The organism is Nocardia barduliensis (genome assembly GCF_013315795.1).
In the GTDB taxonomy this organism is placed as follows: domain Bacteria; phylum Actinomycetota; class Actinomycetes; order Mycobacteriales; family Mycobacteriaceae; genus Nocardia; species Nocardia barduliensis.
Genome location: NZ_JABLTE010000138.1, coordinates 1 through 17,104 on the forward strand (window position 1 = coordinate 1; position 17,104 = coordinate 17,104).

Genomic DNA, 17,104 nt, shown 5'->3' on the forward strand with positions numbered 1-17,104 from the left:
GGGGAGCGGGCGGGTGGTAGCTGGCGCCCGCGGCCCGCGGTGCAATCGAAAGTACGTGTGGCGCATTGAGATTCGCCACCATGGTGTGCCAGGCCTCGGGCCGTGCGGTGTGCACGATGGCATGCGCCCCGAGCGCGGTAGCGCGCAGGATCACCTGCTGGGCCAGGTCCAGGTTGCCGATGACTTCGAGGTGCCTTGTGCCCTCGCCGATCAACGGCACCGCGATGCCCTGGCCGCGTTCGTCGGCGCCGATGAGCTGACCGCAGCCCGCGGTCGGCACCGCGAACCCGGTGAGCGCGGCCAAAGTGCCGCGGTAGGCGATGTCACTGCCCCAGCGGCCCGCGTAGCCGATGGGCAAGGTGTCCAGCAGGATTCGCAGCTGGTTGCCGACCAGCTCACGCAGACCGGGCAGCGGCGGCTGCTCCGGCGGGGAGACGGTGTCGAAGCGGACGACGGCGTTGAGCACCACGGTGTCGGCCAGATCGGCGTGCCGATCATGGCGGCCGGCGCCCGGCCGCAAGCGCAACGTCACCGTGGTGGACAGGCTGGGCACCGCCCAGATGTCGGCTAGGCCGCGCGGGCCGATCATGTCGGCCGCGATCTGGTACTGAGTGAGGTAGCGGCCGTGGAACTCCAGCGATTTCGGTGATTCGGCGAGCTGGTCGACATCGAAGCCATGGGTGAGCTGGCGCACCGCGGCGTTCATCTCGGTGGCGGTCAGCACCGAGGCGGCGATGTCGTGGGCGGCGAGCCGGTTGGCGACCCGGCGGGTGGCGATGATCGCGGTACGCAGCGCACCGCCGCTGCCGCCGCCGCGGTTGTCCACCGCCTCGGCGTTGGCCAGCGGGTCCATCCGCAGCACCAGCCAGCAGGTGCGGTGCGCGATGGCGGGCAGCGGGCCGAGGATGCGGTCGTACAGCTGGGCCGCGACGCCGGTGCCCGCGGTGCGCGCGCCGGTGCTCACCACGTCGATACCGGCCAGCGTCAGATCGAATTGATCGAGGCAGCGGGCGATCTCGGCGAGCGGGAGCAGCTGGTCGGTGCTGAGCGAGCCGCGATCGAGCAGCGTCAGCGTGTCCGGCGGCGGATCGATCCGCAGCATGGTGAGCAGCAGATCACCGTCCCAGCGCACGCCGTAACCACCGCCCTCGGCCAGCGGCACGTCGAGGGCAGGCGCCTGCGCGAGGCGTTCGGCCGGACGCAGGCCGGGGCGGCGGCGGGCGATCGCGCTGCCGACCCGTTGGGCGGGCGTGCGGCCACCGATCGGTGCGAGACCGGCAAGCCCGGCCACCGCGCCCGCGGCGCAGGCGCCCCAGACCGAATCGCTGAACGCGAGAACGATCCAAGCGAGGGCGGCGGCGATCAAAACCACGGGCACGATCACGCGCAGCGGAAAAACGCGAAACAACCAGAATTCCGGATCACGCAATGTGTCATAGGCCGACCGGCGTTCAATTCCCGGCTCCGGCGCATCCGATATTTCGCTGCCGGTTGGTTCGCCGTTCATCGTCTCGTCCACAGTTGTTTATCCCTGCCTCGCCTGCCTGGCATTGATCGGCTTCGGATTCCATCGGTTCAGGGCCGTCGTCGAATTACGGTACCGTGTCGAAAGAGATGGTGATCGATAGCTCGATGGAGACCACGTGCCTGCACAGCTGACCACCCGCGCTCAGGTGAACGGATACCGATTCCTGTTGCGCAGGCTCGATCACGCACTGGTTCGTCGTGACGTGCGCATGCTGCACGATCCGATGCGTTCCCAGATTCGCTCGCTGCTGGTCGGCGCGGTGCTCGGCGTACTGGTCGTGGCCGGCGCCGCGATCCTGGCCTTCCTGCGTCCGCAGGGTGCGATCGGCGATGCCCTGATCGTGTCGGGCAAGCAGAGCGGCGCGCTGTACGTGGTGGTGCAGCGCCAGGACGGCGGTAAGACCCTGCACCCGGTGCTGAACCTGGCATCGGCGCGGTTGATCACCGGTACGAACGCCGAGCCGCACGCGGTGAAGGACAGCAAGCTGAACGACCTGCCGCGCGGGGCGCTGCTCGGCATTCCAGGAGCGCCGAGCGCATTGCCCGGATCCGCCCAGGGCAACGACTCGGAGTGGTCACTGTGCGAGACCATTCCGCTGTCCGAGGGCGGTAGCGCCGCCGCTTCCTCGGGGGCCGTGACGACGGTCGTCGCGGGCCGTCCCGCGCTCACCGACCGGATCAGAACCGCGGCCGCGGACGAGGCGCTGCTGGTCCGTCGCGACAACAAGACCTACCTGGTCTACGACGGCAAGCGCGCCGAGATCGACCCGGCGAATTCGGTGATGAGCAGGGCATTGGAGCTCACCGCGCACCGGCCACGGCCGGTCGGCACCGGATTCCTCGGCGCGACGACGCAGGTGCCCGCGCTGACCCCGCCGCAGATACCGCAGGCCGGTGCGCGGGGTCCGGGCCCGCTGGGGGACATCCCGGTCGGCGGCGTCATCTCGGTGTCCGGCGTGGGCCGAGAAGGCGGTTCCGCGCTGTATGTCGTACTCGCCGACGGTGTGCAGCCGGTGTCGCCGTTCACCGCACAGGTGATCAGGTACGCCGATTCGCACGGCATGCGGGAGATCGCGACCGTGCCGCCCGACGTGCTGGACCGGGTTCCCGTGGTCCAGCACTTGCCGATCGACGACTTCCCGGTGCGCAATCCCGAGATCCTGCCCGCCGAAGACGCGCCCGTCACCTGTGTGGCCTGGGCGAAGTCACCGGGCACCGCGCCTGCGCAGCGGACGGACGACGCGGGCGACGGCCCCGGCGAACGCGCGACGGTCGGCCTGCTGGTCGGCACCCGGCTGCCGATTCCGGAATCCGCGAAGCCCGTCGAGCTGTCCACCTCCGACGGCGTCGGCGACCGGGTCGACGCGGTCTATCTGTCACCGGGCTCGGGGGAGTATGTCCAGGTGACCGGAATGGAGCCCGGCAGCCCGCGCCGGGGCAGCCTGTTCTACGTCGCCGACACCGGAGTGCGCTACGGCGTTCCGGACGCCGCCGCCGCGAACGTGCTCGGCTTGGGGAACAACCCACGCCTGGCACCCTGGGCGATCATCGGCCAGATGGTCCCCGGCCCCACCCTGTCCGCGCGTGAAGCGCTGGTCGGTCACGATTCGCTGCCCACGCGATAGACGTTCGGCGGACCCGGGAGACCGGGTCCGCCGAGGCTCGGGGAAATCGCCGACCGGACTCAGTCCGTCCAACCGACGTTCAGCGAGGTGAGCAGGCCGGACAGGGCCAGCTTCATATCCGACGCCTCGATGCGGCGCAGCACCGCTTCGTCGATGTCGGTCAGGTCCAGCGATTCGTCGTTGGCCAACCGGAACTCGCGCTCTTCCTCTGCCGCCTCGATCACGTTGCGGACGAACCGCCCGTTGCCCGCGAGGTCGACGCCGCGGCGCGGCTGCCCGCTCTGGTCGGTGCTCTGCATCGCGTACAGGCGCTCGCAGGCCTGCACCAGCTGTTCGAGCGCGCCGTCGGACAGGTCCGAGTCGCGCTTGCGGGCGATGACCTGGCCGATCTGCCCCAGTTCCGCAGGGGTGTAGGAGGGGAACTGCAGCCGCTTCGAAAAGCGTGAGGCCAGGCCGTCGTTGGCGGCGAGCAGCCGGTCGATCTCGCCGTCGTAGCCCGCGATGATCACGACGAGGCGATCACGGTCGTTCTCCATGCGCGCCAGCAGCGTGTCCACCGCCTCGCGGCCGAACGCGTCACCGCCTTGCAGGCCGGTCTGGATCAGCGTGTACGCCTCGTCGATGAACAGCACGCCGTCCATGGCGGTGTCGATCAGCTTCTCGGTCTTGATCGCGGTGCCGCCGAGGTTCTGGCTGACGAAGTCGACGCGCTTGGCCTCGACCACCTTGTCGGTCTTCAACAGCCCGACCCCGCAGTAGATCTTGGCGACCACCCTGGCGATGGTCGTCTTACCGGTGCCCGGCGGCCCGGTGAAGGCCAGGTGCTGGCCGCGCGGCTGGCTCGCCAATCCCTTCTCGGCCCGGATCTTCGCCAGCTGCGCGGACGACTGGAGCTTGGCCACCTGGGTTTTCACCGAGGCGAGGCCGATCTGCGAGTCCAGTTCGGCGCGGGCTTCGACGAGGATCTTCTTCGCCCGGTCCTGGCTCTCGGCCTGCTCCATCTGCTCCATCGACGGCGAGGACGCCGGGTCCCACTTGTCGGTCCGCGCATCGATCACCTCGCGGCTGGTGACGGTGATCCGATAGGTGCGGTCGCGCATCGCGGCCGCGTTCGCCTCGAAATCCGGGGCCTGCGAATACACCTTCTCGAACAGCGCTTGCGCTTCCTCCTCGTTGCCCGATTCCCGCAGGCACAGGCCGCGGCAGAACATCGCGGTGGAGCGGGCCGCCGGGATCGGGCCCGCCTCGGCCTGCTGCATCCGCCGGATCGCCTCGCCGAACAAGCCGAGCTGGGCGCAGGCGGTGCCCACCATGACGTGCGCGCCCGCTGCCAGGTACGGATCCTCCCAGTCCGCCGAACCGGCGAGCACCGTCATCACATCGGGCCAGCGCTGGGTGTTGTAGTGCAGGATGCCGCGCACATACGCGCAGATGCGGTTGTCGATCTCGCCTTCGGTATTGCTCAGCTGGCCTTTGCGGAACGTGTCGAGCTCGTCGAGCACCCGCTCGGCCTCGTCGTACTCCTTGTCGGCGATCAGGTGTGCCGCCCAGGCCAAGGTGATCTCGGTGTGGTTGGCCAGCGGATAGTCGATGTACAGGCCGGGCAGGAAGCGGCCCGCGAGCTCCCTCGGACGCAGACCGAGCCTGCGTTGCTCGCGATAGAGCGTGCTCGCACTGGTCTTGTGCAGATTGAACAGAACGTCCTTGGTCAGCTCTCCGGCGGCGGCGCGGCCGAGCCAGGCGTCGCACATCGTGGGATCCCACTCCGTGGCGCGTTGAAAAGCCAGTTTCGCGTAGTCGAGATCACGTGCGGATTCTTGCCCCTCGATGGACAATCCGAGTGACAGGATTCCGGCGTCGAATGCGCGTTGTGCTTGGCGGTTGCCGGTCATTGCTGTCGAACCCCGAAATCTTCGTTTCTCGTAGTAGCGACGTTCATCTGGATACCAGACTACCGATCGCGCGTGGCCCGGTGCGTCCGTTACATTAGGTTCAGCTGCCGGGAGGTCGCAACGCAAGAGTCGTCTATGTGTGAGAGTGCTTGACGCGGTGAAGTCGTTCACTCAGGACGTGTTCGGTCGATTTCGGTTGGCCGGGCGTGAATCGGTGTTCCGGATGAGGGCGGGGGATGGTTTCCGTTGATCGAGTCGGCGAGCGGTACTCGTGCCACCGAGCCCGTATTGAGTCGTGTCTCGGTCATCGGTGGCAACACGCAGGTCGATGTCGGGTTGCCCGCCACCGTGCCGATCGCCACCTTCATCGGCGATCTGGTGGCGCTGATCGAATCGCGCAACCCGCAGCGGCCGGAGGCCGAGGAGGAGGCGGCGCCGCTGGAGGCGCAGCACTGGACCTTGGCTCGGCTGGGCAGGGAGGCGATCGCGCCGAGCCGCACGCTCACCGAGGCCGAGGTCTACGACGGTGAGTTGCTGGTGCTGCGGTCGGTCACCGCGAAGGAAGCGCCCGCCCTCTTCGACGACGTCATCGACGCCGTATCCCGGCTGACCGCAGAGGAATTCCAGAGCTGGTCCGGTACCGCAGCCCGCTGGATGGGCTTGGTCGTCTCGGCGCTGACCGTGCTCACCGCCCTGGCCGTGCTGGTGGTCTCGCGCGGCAACGGCGATCCGCTCGCACCCGCCTTCGCCTTGCTCGGCAGTGGCGTCGCGGCATTCGTCGCCGCGGGCATCGCGGCGCGCAAGTACACCGATCCGGTCACCGCCACCTGGTTGTCGCTGGACGGACTGCTGCTGCTGTTCGGCGGCGCCGCACTGCTCGTGCCGGGCGCGCTCGGCAGTCCCCATCTGCTGCTCGGCAGTTCGGTGCTGCTGATCGCGGCGCTGCTGGGGTATCGGATAACCGGTACCGGCGCCACGCTGTTCTCCTGCGCCGCGGCGCTCGCGGTGATCGCGGGTGTGGCCGCGGTGATCTACCTGATCTGGCATCCCGGTCTGCCTAAGCTGTCGGCCGGCCTGCTGGTGGCCGGGATCGCGATCGTCTCGGCGGTGCCCCGGCTGGCGGCCGTGCTCGCGCGGCTGCCGATTCCGCCGGTGCCGACCGCGGGCGGTGCGATCGACCCGGCCGACCACGAGCCGCGACCGACCATCGAGGGCATCGGTGCCATCGGGGCCAGCGCCCTGCCGTCGGCGGCCGGGCTCGGGGAACGGGCTCGCGCGGCCAATCAGTTCCAGTCCGGCCTGCTCGCCGCGTGCACCGCGAGCGCCGTCGTCGGCGCGTTCGGCGTGGCCGATCCGCTGGGTTCGCCACGCTGGCAGGGCATCACACTGGCGGTCTTGACCGCGATCATCCTCGCGCTGCGCGGCCGCTCGTTCGCCGATCTCGTCCAGGCCGCGACGATGATCGGCGGTGGTTGCGTGACCGCCGTCGCCCTGATCGTCGGGTTGGCCGCGGGCGACATCGAACACACCCCGCTCGCGGCGGGCGTGCTGCTCGCGTTCGCGACCGGGGTGATCGGGTTCGGTGTGATCGGCCCGCACATCGAGGTCACCCCGGTGACCAGGCGGATGATCGAGATCTTCGAGTACCTGCTGATCGTGGCGTTGATCCCGCTGGTGCTGTGGGTCATGAACGTCTACTCGATGGCCCGGAACATATGACCCGCAGCGCCTTCCGCCGGAGGATCACGCGGGTGGCCTGCGCCGCGACGGTGATCGGCGCTGCGATCGGCGTGCCGTGGCCGAGTGCGCAGGCGATCACGCCGCCCGCGATCGATCCCGGCGCGCTGGGCGCCGCACAGGCATTGAGCGGGCGGCCCGCGCCGCTGGAACCGACCGAGCAGCGAGCCGTCTGCGCCGAACCCGTGCTCACCGGCAGTCCGCCCAGCGAACCGCCGATGGCGCAGCGAGTGCTGGATCTACCGTCGGCGTGGCAGTTCAGCCGCGGCGCCGGGCAGAAGGTGGCCGTCATCGATACCGGGGTGAATCCCCATCCGCGGCTGCGCTCCCTGCAACCGGGCGGTGACTTCGTCTCCGACAGCGACGGCATGGTCGACTGCGACGGCCACGGCACCTTGGTCGCCGGGATCATCGCGGCCCAGCCCAGTCCCGGCGACGCCTTCGCCGGTGTCGCGCCCGACGCGGAGCTGCTCACCATCCGGCAACTGAGCCTGGCCTACGAACCGAAGGACCGCAGTGGCCGGGACGACCCGCCGGGCAAGATCAGCAGCGACGGCTACGGCAGTGTGCTCACGCTGGCGGCGGCCGTCGTCCGTGCCGTCGACCTCGGCGCGACCGTCATCAACATCTCCGAGGTGGCCTGCACCGCAGCCGGTTCCGACACGGCCGACGGCTCGCTGGGCGCGGCGGTGAAGTACGCCTACGAGCGGAATGTCGTCGTGGTCGCGGCCGCGGGCAACCTACAGCCCGACGGCGCGTGCTCGAAGCAGAACGAGGGATCAGGCTGGGGCTCGGTGGTGACGGTCGCGAGCCCGGCCTGGTTCACGCCCTACGTGCTCTCGGTGGGCTCGGTGGACTCGACGGGCCAGGCGTCCGAGCTCTCGCTGCACGGTCCATGGGTGGCCGTCGCCGCGATCGGCCGCAATATCGTGTCGCTGGACAGCAAGCCGGGCGGCACTGGGCTGGTCGACGGCGTGCAGACCACCGAGGGGATCAGGAGTGTGGAGGGCACCAGTTTCGCGGCCCCCTATGTGGCCGGACTGGCGGCGCTGGTGCGCTCGCGTTTTCCGGAACTCACCGCGCAGCAGGTGATGGACCGCATCATCCGCACCGCGCACGGGCCGGGCACCGGACGCGACGACCGGATCGGGCACGGCCTGATCGATCCGCTCGCCGCGCTGACCGCGCAGCTGCCCGAACGGCCCGTCAGCGCCGGGGCCGACGTCCCACGGGAGGTCGCCGCGCCGGTGATTCCGCCCGGCCCCGACCCGCGGCCGCGCCGGATCGCCGTCATCGGTTCGATTGTCTGCCTGGCCTGTCTGGCCGTCGGCGCCGCGGTGGCGATCCCGTTCCGCCGGTCCGGACCGGACCTGAACGCGGAGTTCGATCCGTAGCGCGGCCGAGGCATCGACCGCTCGTCGCCGACCGAACGAAGGAACCATGGCTACCGAAGGCTTTGTGCGCCGCCCCCGCATCGCGCCGCCCCGGGCACCCGGCGGCGAAGTCGCGCTGACCGCACCGCCGGAGATCCCGCGCGCGCTGCCCGCGCCGCTGATGATGAAGCTGATGCCCGTCGTCATGGTGATCGCGGTGGTCGGCATGATCGCCATGATGGCGATGATGGGCCGCAACATGCTGGCCAATCCGTTCATGATGATGTTCCCGCTGATGATGCTCATGTCGATGGTCGGCATGATGGCGGGCTTCCGGGGCGGCGGCCCCAAACGCGCGGTCGAACTCAACGAGGAGCGCAAGGACTACTTCCGTTACTTGGACCAGGTCCGAAAGGACGTGCGGCGCACCGGCGGCAAGCAGCTGGAGACGCTTCGGTGGAGTCACCCTGAGCCCGCCGACCTGCCGTCCCTGATCGGGACGAGGCGGATGTGGGAGCGCAGGCCCAACGACCCGGACTTCGGGCACGTGCGCGTCGGGGTCGGCAGCCACCGGCTGGCCACCAAGCTGGCGCGCCCGGAGACCGGACCGCTGGAGGACCTGGAACCGGTCTCCACCGTGGCGTTGCGCCGCTTCGTGCGCACCCACTCGGTGGTGCACCGGCTGCCGACCGCGGTGTCGTTGCGCGCGTTTCCCGCGATCAACATCAGCGGTCCCGCCGAGGACGCGCACATGCTGGTGCGGGCGATGCTGATGGAGCTGGTCACCTTCCACGGCCCCGACCATCTCGCCGTCGCGATCGTCTGCGCCGACCCGGACGGTCCGGCCTGGTCCTGGGCGAAATGGATACCGCAGCTGCAACATCCGACCCAGCGCGACGGCATGGGCTCGGCGCGGATGATGTATCACTCGCTCGGCGAGCTGGAGACGGCGCTGGCGGCCGAACTGCTCGAGCGCGGCCGGTTCATGCGCAACCCGCAGCCGACCCAGGGGCGGTTGCACCTCGTGGTCGTCATCGATGACGGTTACGTCAGCGGCAGCGAACGGCTGGTCAGCGAATCGGGCCTGGACTCGGTAACCGTGCTCGACCTCACCGCGCCGGAAGGCGGGCTCGCGGCGCGGCGCGGACTGCAACTGGTTGCCGCCGACGGCGAAGTGTCGGCGCGCAGTGCGGCCGGTGTGGAGAAGTTCGCCACCGCCGACCGGGTGAGCACGGCCGAGGCCGAGTCCTTCGCCCGCTCGCTGGCCAGGTATCGCCTCGCGACGGCGGCGCAGATCGTCAGTCTCGGGGAGGGAACCACGACGGACCCGGGACTGATGGCGCTGCTGAAGATCCCGGACGCGGCCCAGATCGATCCGGCGCGGGTGTGGCGCCCGCGCACGGCCCGCGAGCGGTTGCGCGTGCCGATCGGCATCACCCCCGACGGCACCCCGGTGGAGATCGACATCAAGGAGTCGGCCGAGAACGGTATGGGACCGCACGGTCTGTGCATCGGCGCCACCGGGTCCGGTAAGTCGGAATTCCTGCGCACCCTGGTGCTCTCGCTGGTCACCACGCATTCGCCGGACGCGCTGAACCTGGTGCTCGTCGACTTCAAGGGCGGCGCGACCTTCCTCGGCCTGGACTCGCTGCCGCACGTCGCCGCGGTGATCACCAACCTGGAAGAGGAACTGTCGCTGGTCGACCGCATGAAGGACGCGCTCGCCGGTGAGATGAACCGCCGCCAGGAGCTGCTGCGTTCGGCGGGCAACTACGCCAACGTCACCGATTACGAGAAGGCGCGCGCCGCGGGCGTGCCGCTCGACCCGCTGCCCGCCCTGTTCATCGTCGTCGACGAGTTCTCCGAGTTGCTCTCGCAGAAGCCGGATTTCGCGGAACTGTTCGTGATGATCGGCCGCCTGGGCCGCTCGCTGCACGTGCACCTGCTGCTGGCCTCGCAGCGCTTGGAGGAGAACAAGCTGCGCGGCCTGGAATCGCATCTGTCCTACCGCATCGGCCTGCGCACGTTCTCGGCGAACGAATCGCGCGCGGTACTCGGCATCACCGACGCCTACCACCTGCCGAGCGTGCCCGGCTCGGGATACCTGAAGAGCGATGCGTCGGATCCGTTGCGGTTCAACGCGAGTTACGTGTCCGGACCGTACGTCGCGCCGCAGGGAACGGTGACCGGCGAGGACGGCAGCCCGGTCGCCGGGCACCGTCCCGCGCTGTTCACCGCATCGCCCGTGGAACTGCCCGAGCCGATCGAGGCGGAGACGGAAGCGGAACCCGCGGCGCCGTCGAACCCGCTGCTGGAACTGCCCCCGCCGCCGTCGGCCGCCGGGGCGGTCCCCGGCGCCGACGAGGGCATCCCGGACACGCTGCTCGACGTGGTCGTCAAGCGGCTCACCGGGCACGGCCGCCCGGCGCACGAGGTGTGGCTGCCGCCCCTGGACGAATCCCCGACCGTCGACATGCTGCTGCCCGACCCGGACTGGCGTTCGCCGGTCAACCGGCACGGCCAGTTGTGGATGCCGATCGGCGTCATCGACAAGCCGTACGAGCAGCGGCGCGATGTGCTCACCATCAATCTTTCCGGCGCACAGGGTCATGTCGCGGTGGTCGGCGGCCCGCAGTCGGGCAAGTCGACGACGCTGCGCACCATCATCATGGCGACCGCGGCCACACACAGCCCCGAACAGGCGCAGTTCTACTGCCTGGACTTCGGTGGCGGCAGCATGGCGGGCCTGTCCGGGGTGCCGCATGTGGGTTCGGTGGCCGGTCGCCTCGACAGCGACCGGGTACGCCGCACCGTCGCCGAGCTCACCACGCTGATGCGACAACGCGAGGAGCGGTTCGCCGCACTGGGCATCGAGTCGATGGCCGAGTTCCGGCGCCGCAAGTTCACCGATGACCAGCGCGTCATCGACGGCACCGCCGGAGCGGGAAACCCGCTGGCCGACGACAAGTTCGGCGACGTGTTCCTGGTGATCGACGGCTGGGCGGCGATCCGCGAAGAGTTCGACGTGCTGGAACCGCAGATCAACGCCATCGCCGCGCAGGGTTTGTCGTTCGGCGTCCACCTGATCGTCGCCGCCTCGCGCTGGGCCGAGATCCGTCCGGTGGTCAAGGACCAGATCGGTACCCGACTCGAATTGCGGCTCGGCGATCCGTCGGATTCGGAGATGGGCAGGCGCACCGCGCACCAGGTTCCGGTCGGCCGCCCCGGTCGCGGTATGACCCCCGACCAGCTGCACATGCTGATCGCCCTGCCGCGCTTGGATTCCGATTCCGAGCCGGGCAGCCTGGCCGAAGGCGTCGCGCACGCGCGCACCGAACTCGAGCAGCTGTACCCGAATCGCCGCGCGCCGGAAGTACGCATGCTGCCGCTGCGGTTCGGCCGCGACGAGCTGCTGGCCTCCGCGCGAGCCCAGGGGATCGAACTGGGCCCCACCCGGGTCGTCGTCGGGCTCGGCGAATCCGAATTGCAGCCGCTGGTCCTGGATTTCGGCACCGAACCGCACTTCATGGCTTTCGCCGACGTGGAATGCGGCAAGACCACCCTGCTGCGCAACATCGTGATGGGTGTGGTCGAGCAGTCGACCACCGAGCAGGCCAGGATCATCATGATCGACTACCGCCGCACCATGCTCGGCGTGGTCGAGGGCGACCACCTGGCCGGATACTCCACCTCGTCGCAGACCTGCGGTCCGATGTTGCAGGAGGTGGCCGGATATCTGGCCAAGCGGATTCCCGGCTCGGACATCACACCGCAGCAGTTGCGGGAACGCAGCTGGTGGAGCGGCCCGGAGATCTACATCGTGGTCGACGACTACGACATGGTGGTGACCGGCAGCGGCATGAATCCGTTCGCGCCGCTGCTGGAATACCTGCCGCAGGCCCGCGACATCGGCATGCACCTCGTGGTCACCCGTCGCAGCGGCGGTGTGTCCCGTGCACTGTACGACCCGGTACTGGGCACCATGAAGAACCTGTCGGTGGAGACATTGATCATGAGCGGGTCGCGCGACGAGGGCAAACTGATGGGCGACGTGCGGCCGAGCAAGCTGCCACCCGGCCGCGGGACATTGGTGTCGCGCAGTCGAGGTATCGAGATGGTGCACATCGCGCACCTGCCGCCGGTCTGACCCGGCCGCGGTCGTGCGCCCGGCTCGGGAAGGCGCCGCGGCGATCGTCCACGGTCCGCACGGTCGCGGAGCGGGAGTCAGTTGTTCGGCTGCGGTGGTCGCAGAACCGCCGCGGCGCCCGCCCGGCCGACCGCCGGGATCGGTACCGGTACCGGTAGTTCGGGCTCCCAACTGTCCACCCGCCGCTCGAACAGCGCGCGCGACGGACCCAGCATGAGCGGCCCCGCGATGCGGACCAGCCGGAATCCCGCCGAGCGGTAGTAGTCGTGCAGGTCGGTATTGGTGGTCCAGGCGTCCAGCCGCACCCACTCGCGTTGCTGGTGGCGGGCCAGCGTTCCCGCGTGGGCGAGCATGCGATGGCCCACGCGCTGGCCCGCGAATCGCAGGTCCACGATCATGAAATGGACGATCACCGAATCATCGAGTTCCCACCGCGACCACAGACCGGCATCGGCGCGGTCGTTGACGGTGATGGTCCCCGCCGGTTCGCCCGCGACCTCGGCGATCCAGGTCTCGCCCGCGTCCAGCGCGTGCCCGACGGCGCGGGCGAAGATCTCGATGGGCAGGCCGCGCCCGGCGACCGTCCACTGGTCGGACCCACGCGCGGTGAGCCACGCCGTACGCTGCACGCGCAGGCGGCAGATCATGCCGAGATCGCCCACTGTTGCCTGACGGAGCGCGATCGTCATGGGGCTAGGCCGGACCGGACCCGGGCGAGTCGGCGAGCGTGGTCCGGATGACCGCCGTGCCCTCGGCGTCGCCGAGTTCGTAGGCCAAGCGGTTGCCGGTGGCGAGCGAGCGATGCCGGGTGGCCCGGGTGACGCGGGTGTGGGTCGCGCCGATGCGCAGATGATCGAGCAGGATGGTGCCGGTGGCGACGCCGAGCACCAGGGCCTCTTCCGCGTTCGCGGGCCGGGCGACGATCGTGTCGCGGTGCGCGGTCTCGGCATGGCCGCGGTCGGCGAGGCGACGGGTGGTGCCCTCCGGAATGTCGTGCGGCGAGTCGATTCCAGTGGCCTCGGCCAGATCCCGGGGATAGAAACTGACCTCCCATGACCACGGCTCGTTGTCCAGATACTGGACCACGGTCCTGGCCAGCACCCAGGAATCCCGCGGTACACCCAGCCAGGACGCGACCTCGGGACCGGCCGGCTCCATTTTCGCGCTGAACTCCTTCGACGGCTCCCGGCTCGCGGCCCGCGCGATCTCCTCGAAGATGTCGTGCGGGGTCTGCGGCCGGTCGGGGCGGATAGAGTCGGTCACAACGGATTCGAGCACTTCTTGGTTTCGAACGATCGTCCCACGGGAAGTAGCTGTGTAGACCAGGTTTTCGGTCACCAGCACCTGGATCGCGTTGCGAGCTGTGGTGATCGAGACCTGCATTTGATCGGCGAGCTCGGAATGACTGGGCAGACGATCGCCCGGCTTCCACTTGGCTGCGCGGATCTCCTCGCGGAGGAGGTCTGCGATCCGGTGATACGTCGGACCGTCCGCCATCTTGCTCCTCGGTTGGTCATGCAGGTAACGAAGTGTACTCTCCGTGACTGCATTGGGCCCGTTAACGCTTGACAGGTGCCTTCAGAGGTTTATTGTAATGAACGTCCTGATCCGGTGTTGTGCGGCGATGACGGCGAGGCAACGTGGCAGGTTCGGATACAACGGTCGTAATGGCCCTCCCCGGCACATCGAGGTGTGTCGATCCTTCGGTGCGCTCTTCGGCACCGGGATTAGTTCCCACGTCCGATCTATTGGTTCGGGCGTGTCGCGGGCACCGCGTGGTCGGTGGTCCGCTCCTGTGGTTCGCTCGTGATCTGGCAGTGCTACATGAGCGCCGTCTGGTCGGCCGCGGTGGTTCGGTGGATACCGCCGTGGCGGTGATCCGCGAAATCGAGCGTCGCAGAGTCGAGTTGGTGATGGCCATCGATGACTGGGTGATGCGCAGCGTGCCGCAGCATCGGCTCGGGGCAACGTTGCACACCGAAACGGTGGGTGCGGTGATCGACCGCCTCGCCGAGTCCTCGGTGCGCGCGCACCACGCCTTGATGACTCTCGACGCGCACGACGAGTTGTTGCACAACGCGTGGCACCACCTCGCCGAACTCGCGGACGCCTACGACGATCTGGTGCGCGACGTCATGGCGGGCAGACGGCGTCTGCCCGAGTGGTGAGCGGCTGATCCGCTCGCCCTTGCCCGCCGGGCCCCGGCCCGGCGGGTGTCATGGACGGTAACGGCGGTGATCGGTGGCGAAGTCGTCGGCGACGGTCGCCGCCAGTTCGACGTAGGCCCGCTTGGTCTGCTTGTGCAGCCGGTGCAAATCGATCTCGGCGCCCTCGGACATGTGCGGGTCGAACGGGATGATGTGCACGGCGCGGCACCGGGACAGGAAGTATTCCCGTAGCTGCTGGATACCGACATTCGGCGATCCGGCCCGCGGCGAGTTGATCACCACCACCGCGTTGCGCACCAAGTGGTCGTGGCCGTGCAGCGACAACCAGTCCAACGTCGCCGCGGCGCTGCGGGCTCCGTCGATCGCGGGGGAGGAGATCAGCACCAGCGAGTGCGCCAGATCCAGCACACCGGACATGGCCGAATGCATCAGTCCCGTACCGCAGTCGGTGAGGATGATGTTGTAGAACCGCTGCAGGATCCTGGCGACCGCGCGGTACTCGTCTTCGCTGAACGCCTCCGACGCGGCCGGATCGCGTTCGCTGGCCAGCACTTCCAGGCGGCTCGTCGCCTGCGAGGTGTGCCTGCGCACGTCCGAATAGCGCTGGATGGACGAGTCGAGCAGCAGGTCGCGCACGGTGGACCTGGTCTGCAGCGGCACCCGCTGCGACAGCGTGCCGAAGTCGGGGTTGGCGTCCACGGCGATCACCCGGTCGCCCCGAATGGAGGCGAAGATCGAGCCGATACCCATTGTGGTGGTGGTCTTTCCGACACCGCCCTTGAGCGAGAGCACCGCGATCCGGTAGTCGCCGCGCACCGGCTGCCTGATCCGCGCGACCAGTTCCTGCAGTCTGCGTTCCTCGGCGGACATGCCCGGGTTGATCGCGCCGCCGGACACGTGATGCACGGCCTTGCGCCATCCGGAGCCCGGCGCCCGCTTGGCTCGGCGCATCGGCACGTTCTCCAGCGAAGGCTGCTGGAACGGGCCGCCCGGCTGCTGGGCGGGCGGTTGCGCGTAGCCCGGCGGCGTTCCCCACTGCTGCGGACCTGCCTGCGCGGCCGGTTGCCCGTAGTTCTGCCGTCCGGCATGCTGCGGTGGGATCGGCGCGGAATACGGTGCCGCCTGGTCGGATTCGGGCGCGGAACTCCGCTCGGCGACGCTGCGCCACTGGTCCGCGGGCTGCTCGGCGGGGGCGGGCCCGCCGGTGAACCGGTCCGGACGGCCGTCGGGGCCGGTCGCCGCGGCGCCCGGATGTCCGGCGGTGGTCCACTGGTCGGCCGGGGCCTGCGTTCCGGCACCGGCCATCGGCTCACCCGCGAATTGCGGTGCGTGCCCGGCGTACGGTCCGGGCGGTGCAGCGCCCGCCTCGTTGTAGGCCGGTGCGGGCCGCTGCTGGGGTACCGGTTCCTGGTCGAAATCCGGCGCTTGGGCGGCAGGTGCCGCAGGAGCGATCGGCGCGTTGGGCTCGGCGGGCAATCGGTGTCGTCCACCGCCGATCGGTCGCGTGGACGCGCCACCGGCTTCGGCGGCGGCGGTCCAGCCCGACGCCGTGGCGCCGTATTGCCATTGCGGAGCGGGCGGATTCGCCTGCACGGCCGCCGGGGGCCGGCCGGGGGCTTCGGTCGGCCGCACAGGAGCCGGGCCACCCACCGCGAAGGCGTTGCCGGGAACGGCAGGCGCCGGGCCGACTCCGCTCTGTCCGGCGTGCGGACCGGGCGCGGACGCGGGGGCAGGCGTTTCGGTAGCGCTGCTGTTCGTGGGCCGGTGTGCCGATTCCGGGTGAGCGAGTGCCCGATCTCCCGGTGCCGCGGTCGCGTTCGGCGCGGGCGGGAGTCCGGGTGCGCTCGGCTGGCCTGCCTGCTCCGGCGGGGTGTGCCCGAGCCAAGGCGGCGGACCGTCTACGCCGAGTGGCGGCAGGCGTCGCTCGTCGTGCGCCGGTGCGGGCGGCTGCGTGCCGGTTACACCCTGGTCCGGCCGCTCCTGCGGTGCGGGCGCGTCGGGCAGCGGCGGAAGACGGCGGGGCGCACCCGTCGCGGATGCCTCGGACTCCTCGGGACGCGGCCCGGCAAGCCAGGGCGGCGGCCCGTCGGCACCGGTGGCGGGCTCGGTCGGCGTCACAGGCTGATCGGGCCTGCGCAGCGCTCGGTCGTCTCCGGTGGGTGATTCGGCACGTCCGGTATCCGGCTCCGTCGACAGTTCGTCCGAATCGAAGGCGGCCGTCCACGGTTGACCGACGGCGGGCCGGCCAACCGTCGGCGGTACGTGGCCCGCGTCCGCGGGCTTCGTCGCATCGGCCTCGATCGGCGGCGTGACTTCGGTGGCACCGGGGGTGGGCCGAGGACCTGCCTCCACATCCGCCGCCGCGGTCGGGGCTGCCTGGTGGCTCTGCCGGACCGCATCATCACCATCGGGAACCGCCGGGGTGGTGGCGCCGGGCACGAGCGGATCGCTGTATTGCCGCGTCCGGTCGTCGGTCGGCATTCCCGGGTGCGCGCCGGGCAGCGTCGAACCCGGGCCGGGCGGGTCGCTCGCCTGCCGCGCGTGAGTTGCGCCGGTGGCGGCCGACGGCGCGGCAGCCGGGGACGAGGACTCCGCGCTCGGTGTCTGATCGGTGCCCGGCGCGGGCGCGATGGGC

General features: G+C 69.8%; 9 protein-coding genes and 1 pseudogene. 5 read left to right on the top strand and 5 right to left on the bottom strand.

The genetic code is table 11. The features are described 5' to 3' along the window. The coding region (gene eccE / locus HOV91_RS34640) for a type VII secretion protein EccE (RefSeq protein ID WP_312884884.1) at positions 1-1,519 on the bottom strand (1,519 nt) is incomplete at its 3' end. A 124-nt stretch (positions 1,520-1,643) separates the two neighbouring features. Here eccE and eccB point away from each other — a divergent pair. Then, complete coding sequence (gene eccB / locus HOV91_RS34645; protein WP_174189471.1) at positions 1,644-3,152, top strand: type VII secretion protein EccB; 1,509 nt, start codon at positions 1,644-1,646, stop codon at positions 3,150-3,152. Positions 3,153-3,211: 59 nt separating this feature from the next. On the opposite strand, the gene eccA is transcribed toward eccB, so the two are convergent. Further along, positions 3,212-5,044, bottom strand: a complete 1,833-nt coding sequence (gene eccA, locus HOV91_RS34650; protein ID WP_174189472.1) for a type VII secretion AAA-ATPase EccA — start codon at positions 5,042-5,044, stop codon at positions 3,212-3,214. Between the two features lie 288 nt (positions 5,045-5,332). Between eccA and eccD the strand changes: the two genes are divergently transcribed. Genes eccD through eccCa form a run of 3 tightly spaced genes read left to right on the top strand, consistent with a single transcriptional unit; the run spans position 5,333 to position 12,301 of the window. After that, entirely contained in the window at positions 5,333-6,763 is a 1,431-nt protein-coding gene (eccD, locus tag HOV91_RS34655) for a type VII secretion integral membrane protein EccD (protein WP_246351375.1), read from the top strand. Continuing rightward, entirely contained in the window at positions 6,760-8,175 is a 1,416-nt protein-coding gene (mycP, locus tag HOV91_RS34660; protein ID WP_174189474.1) for a type VII secretion-associated serine protease mycosin, read from the top strand. The genes eccD and mycP overlap by 4 nt, the downstream gene beginning before the upstream one ends. A gap of 46 nt (positions 8,176-8,221) precedes the next feature. Beyond that, complete coding sequence (gene eccCa / locus HOV91_RS34665) at positions 8,222-12,301, top strand: type VII secretion protein EccCa (RefSeq protein WP_174189475.1); 4,080 nt, start codon at positions 8,222-8,224, stop codon at positions 12,299-12,301. Between the two features lie 77 nt (positions 12,302-12,378). On the opposite strand, the gene HOV91_RS34670 is transcribed toward eccCa, so the two are convergent. After that, a complete protein-coding gene (locus HOV91_RS34670) occupies positions 12,379-12,990 on the bottom strand; it encodes a GNAT family N-acetyltransferase (protein WP_174189476.1) in 612 nt (203 codons plus the stop codon). 4 nt (positions 12,991-12,994) lie between these two features. Further along, positions 12,995-13,798: a GntR family transcriptional regulator gene (locus tag HOV91_RS34675; RefSeq protein WP_174189477.1), complete on the bottom strand. Its 804-nt coding sequence runs from the start codon at positions 13,796-13,798 to the stop codon at positions 12,995-12,997. Positions 13,799-14,157: 359 nt separating this feature from the next. Here HOV91_RS34675 and HOV91_RS40960 point away from each other — a divergent pair, with 359 nt between their 5' ends. Beyond that, positions 14,158-14,469 carry a DUF4254 domain-containing protein gene (locus tag HOV91_RS40960; RefSeq protein ID WP_312884886.1) on the top strand — a complete coding sequence of 104 codons (312 nt, stop codon included), beginning with the start codon at positions 14,158-14,160 and terminating at the stop codon, positions 14,467-14,469. Between the two features lie 48 nt (positions 14,470-14,517). On the opposite strand, the pseudogene HOV91_RS34685 reads toward HOV91_RS40960, so the two are convergent. Beyond that, positions 14,518-15,891: pseudogene (locus tag HOV91_RS34685) on the bottom strand (MinD/ParA family ATP-binding protein); the annotation flags it as partial. Positions 15,892-17,104: the final 1,213 nt, after the last annotated feature.

What these genes read in the sequence shown, in the direction of transcription:
- eccCa (WP_174189475.1), top strand. Translation starts at nt 8,222, where the DNA reads ATGGCTACCGAAGGCTTTGTGCGCCGCCCCCGCATCGCGCCGCCCCGG.
- HOV91_RS34670 (WP_174189476.1), bottom strand. Translation starts at nt 12,990, where the DNA reads ATGACGATCGCGCTCCGTCAGGCAACAGTGGGCGATCTCGGCATGATC.
- HOV91_RS34675 (WP_174189477.1), bottom strand. Translation starts at nt 13,798, where the DNA reads ATGGCGGACGGTCCGACGTATCACCGGATCGCAGACCTCCTCCGCGAG.
- mycP (WP_174189474.1), top strand. Translation starts at nt 6,760, where the DNA reads ATGACCCGCAGCGCCTTCCGCCGGAGGATCACGCGGGTGGCCTGCGCC.
- eccA (WP_174189472.1), bottom strand. Translation starts at nt 5,044, where the DNA reads ATGACCGGCAACCGCCAAGCACAACGCGCATTCGACGCCGGAATCCTG.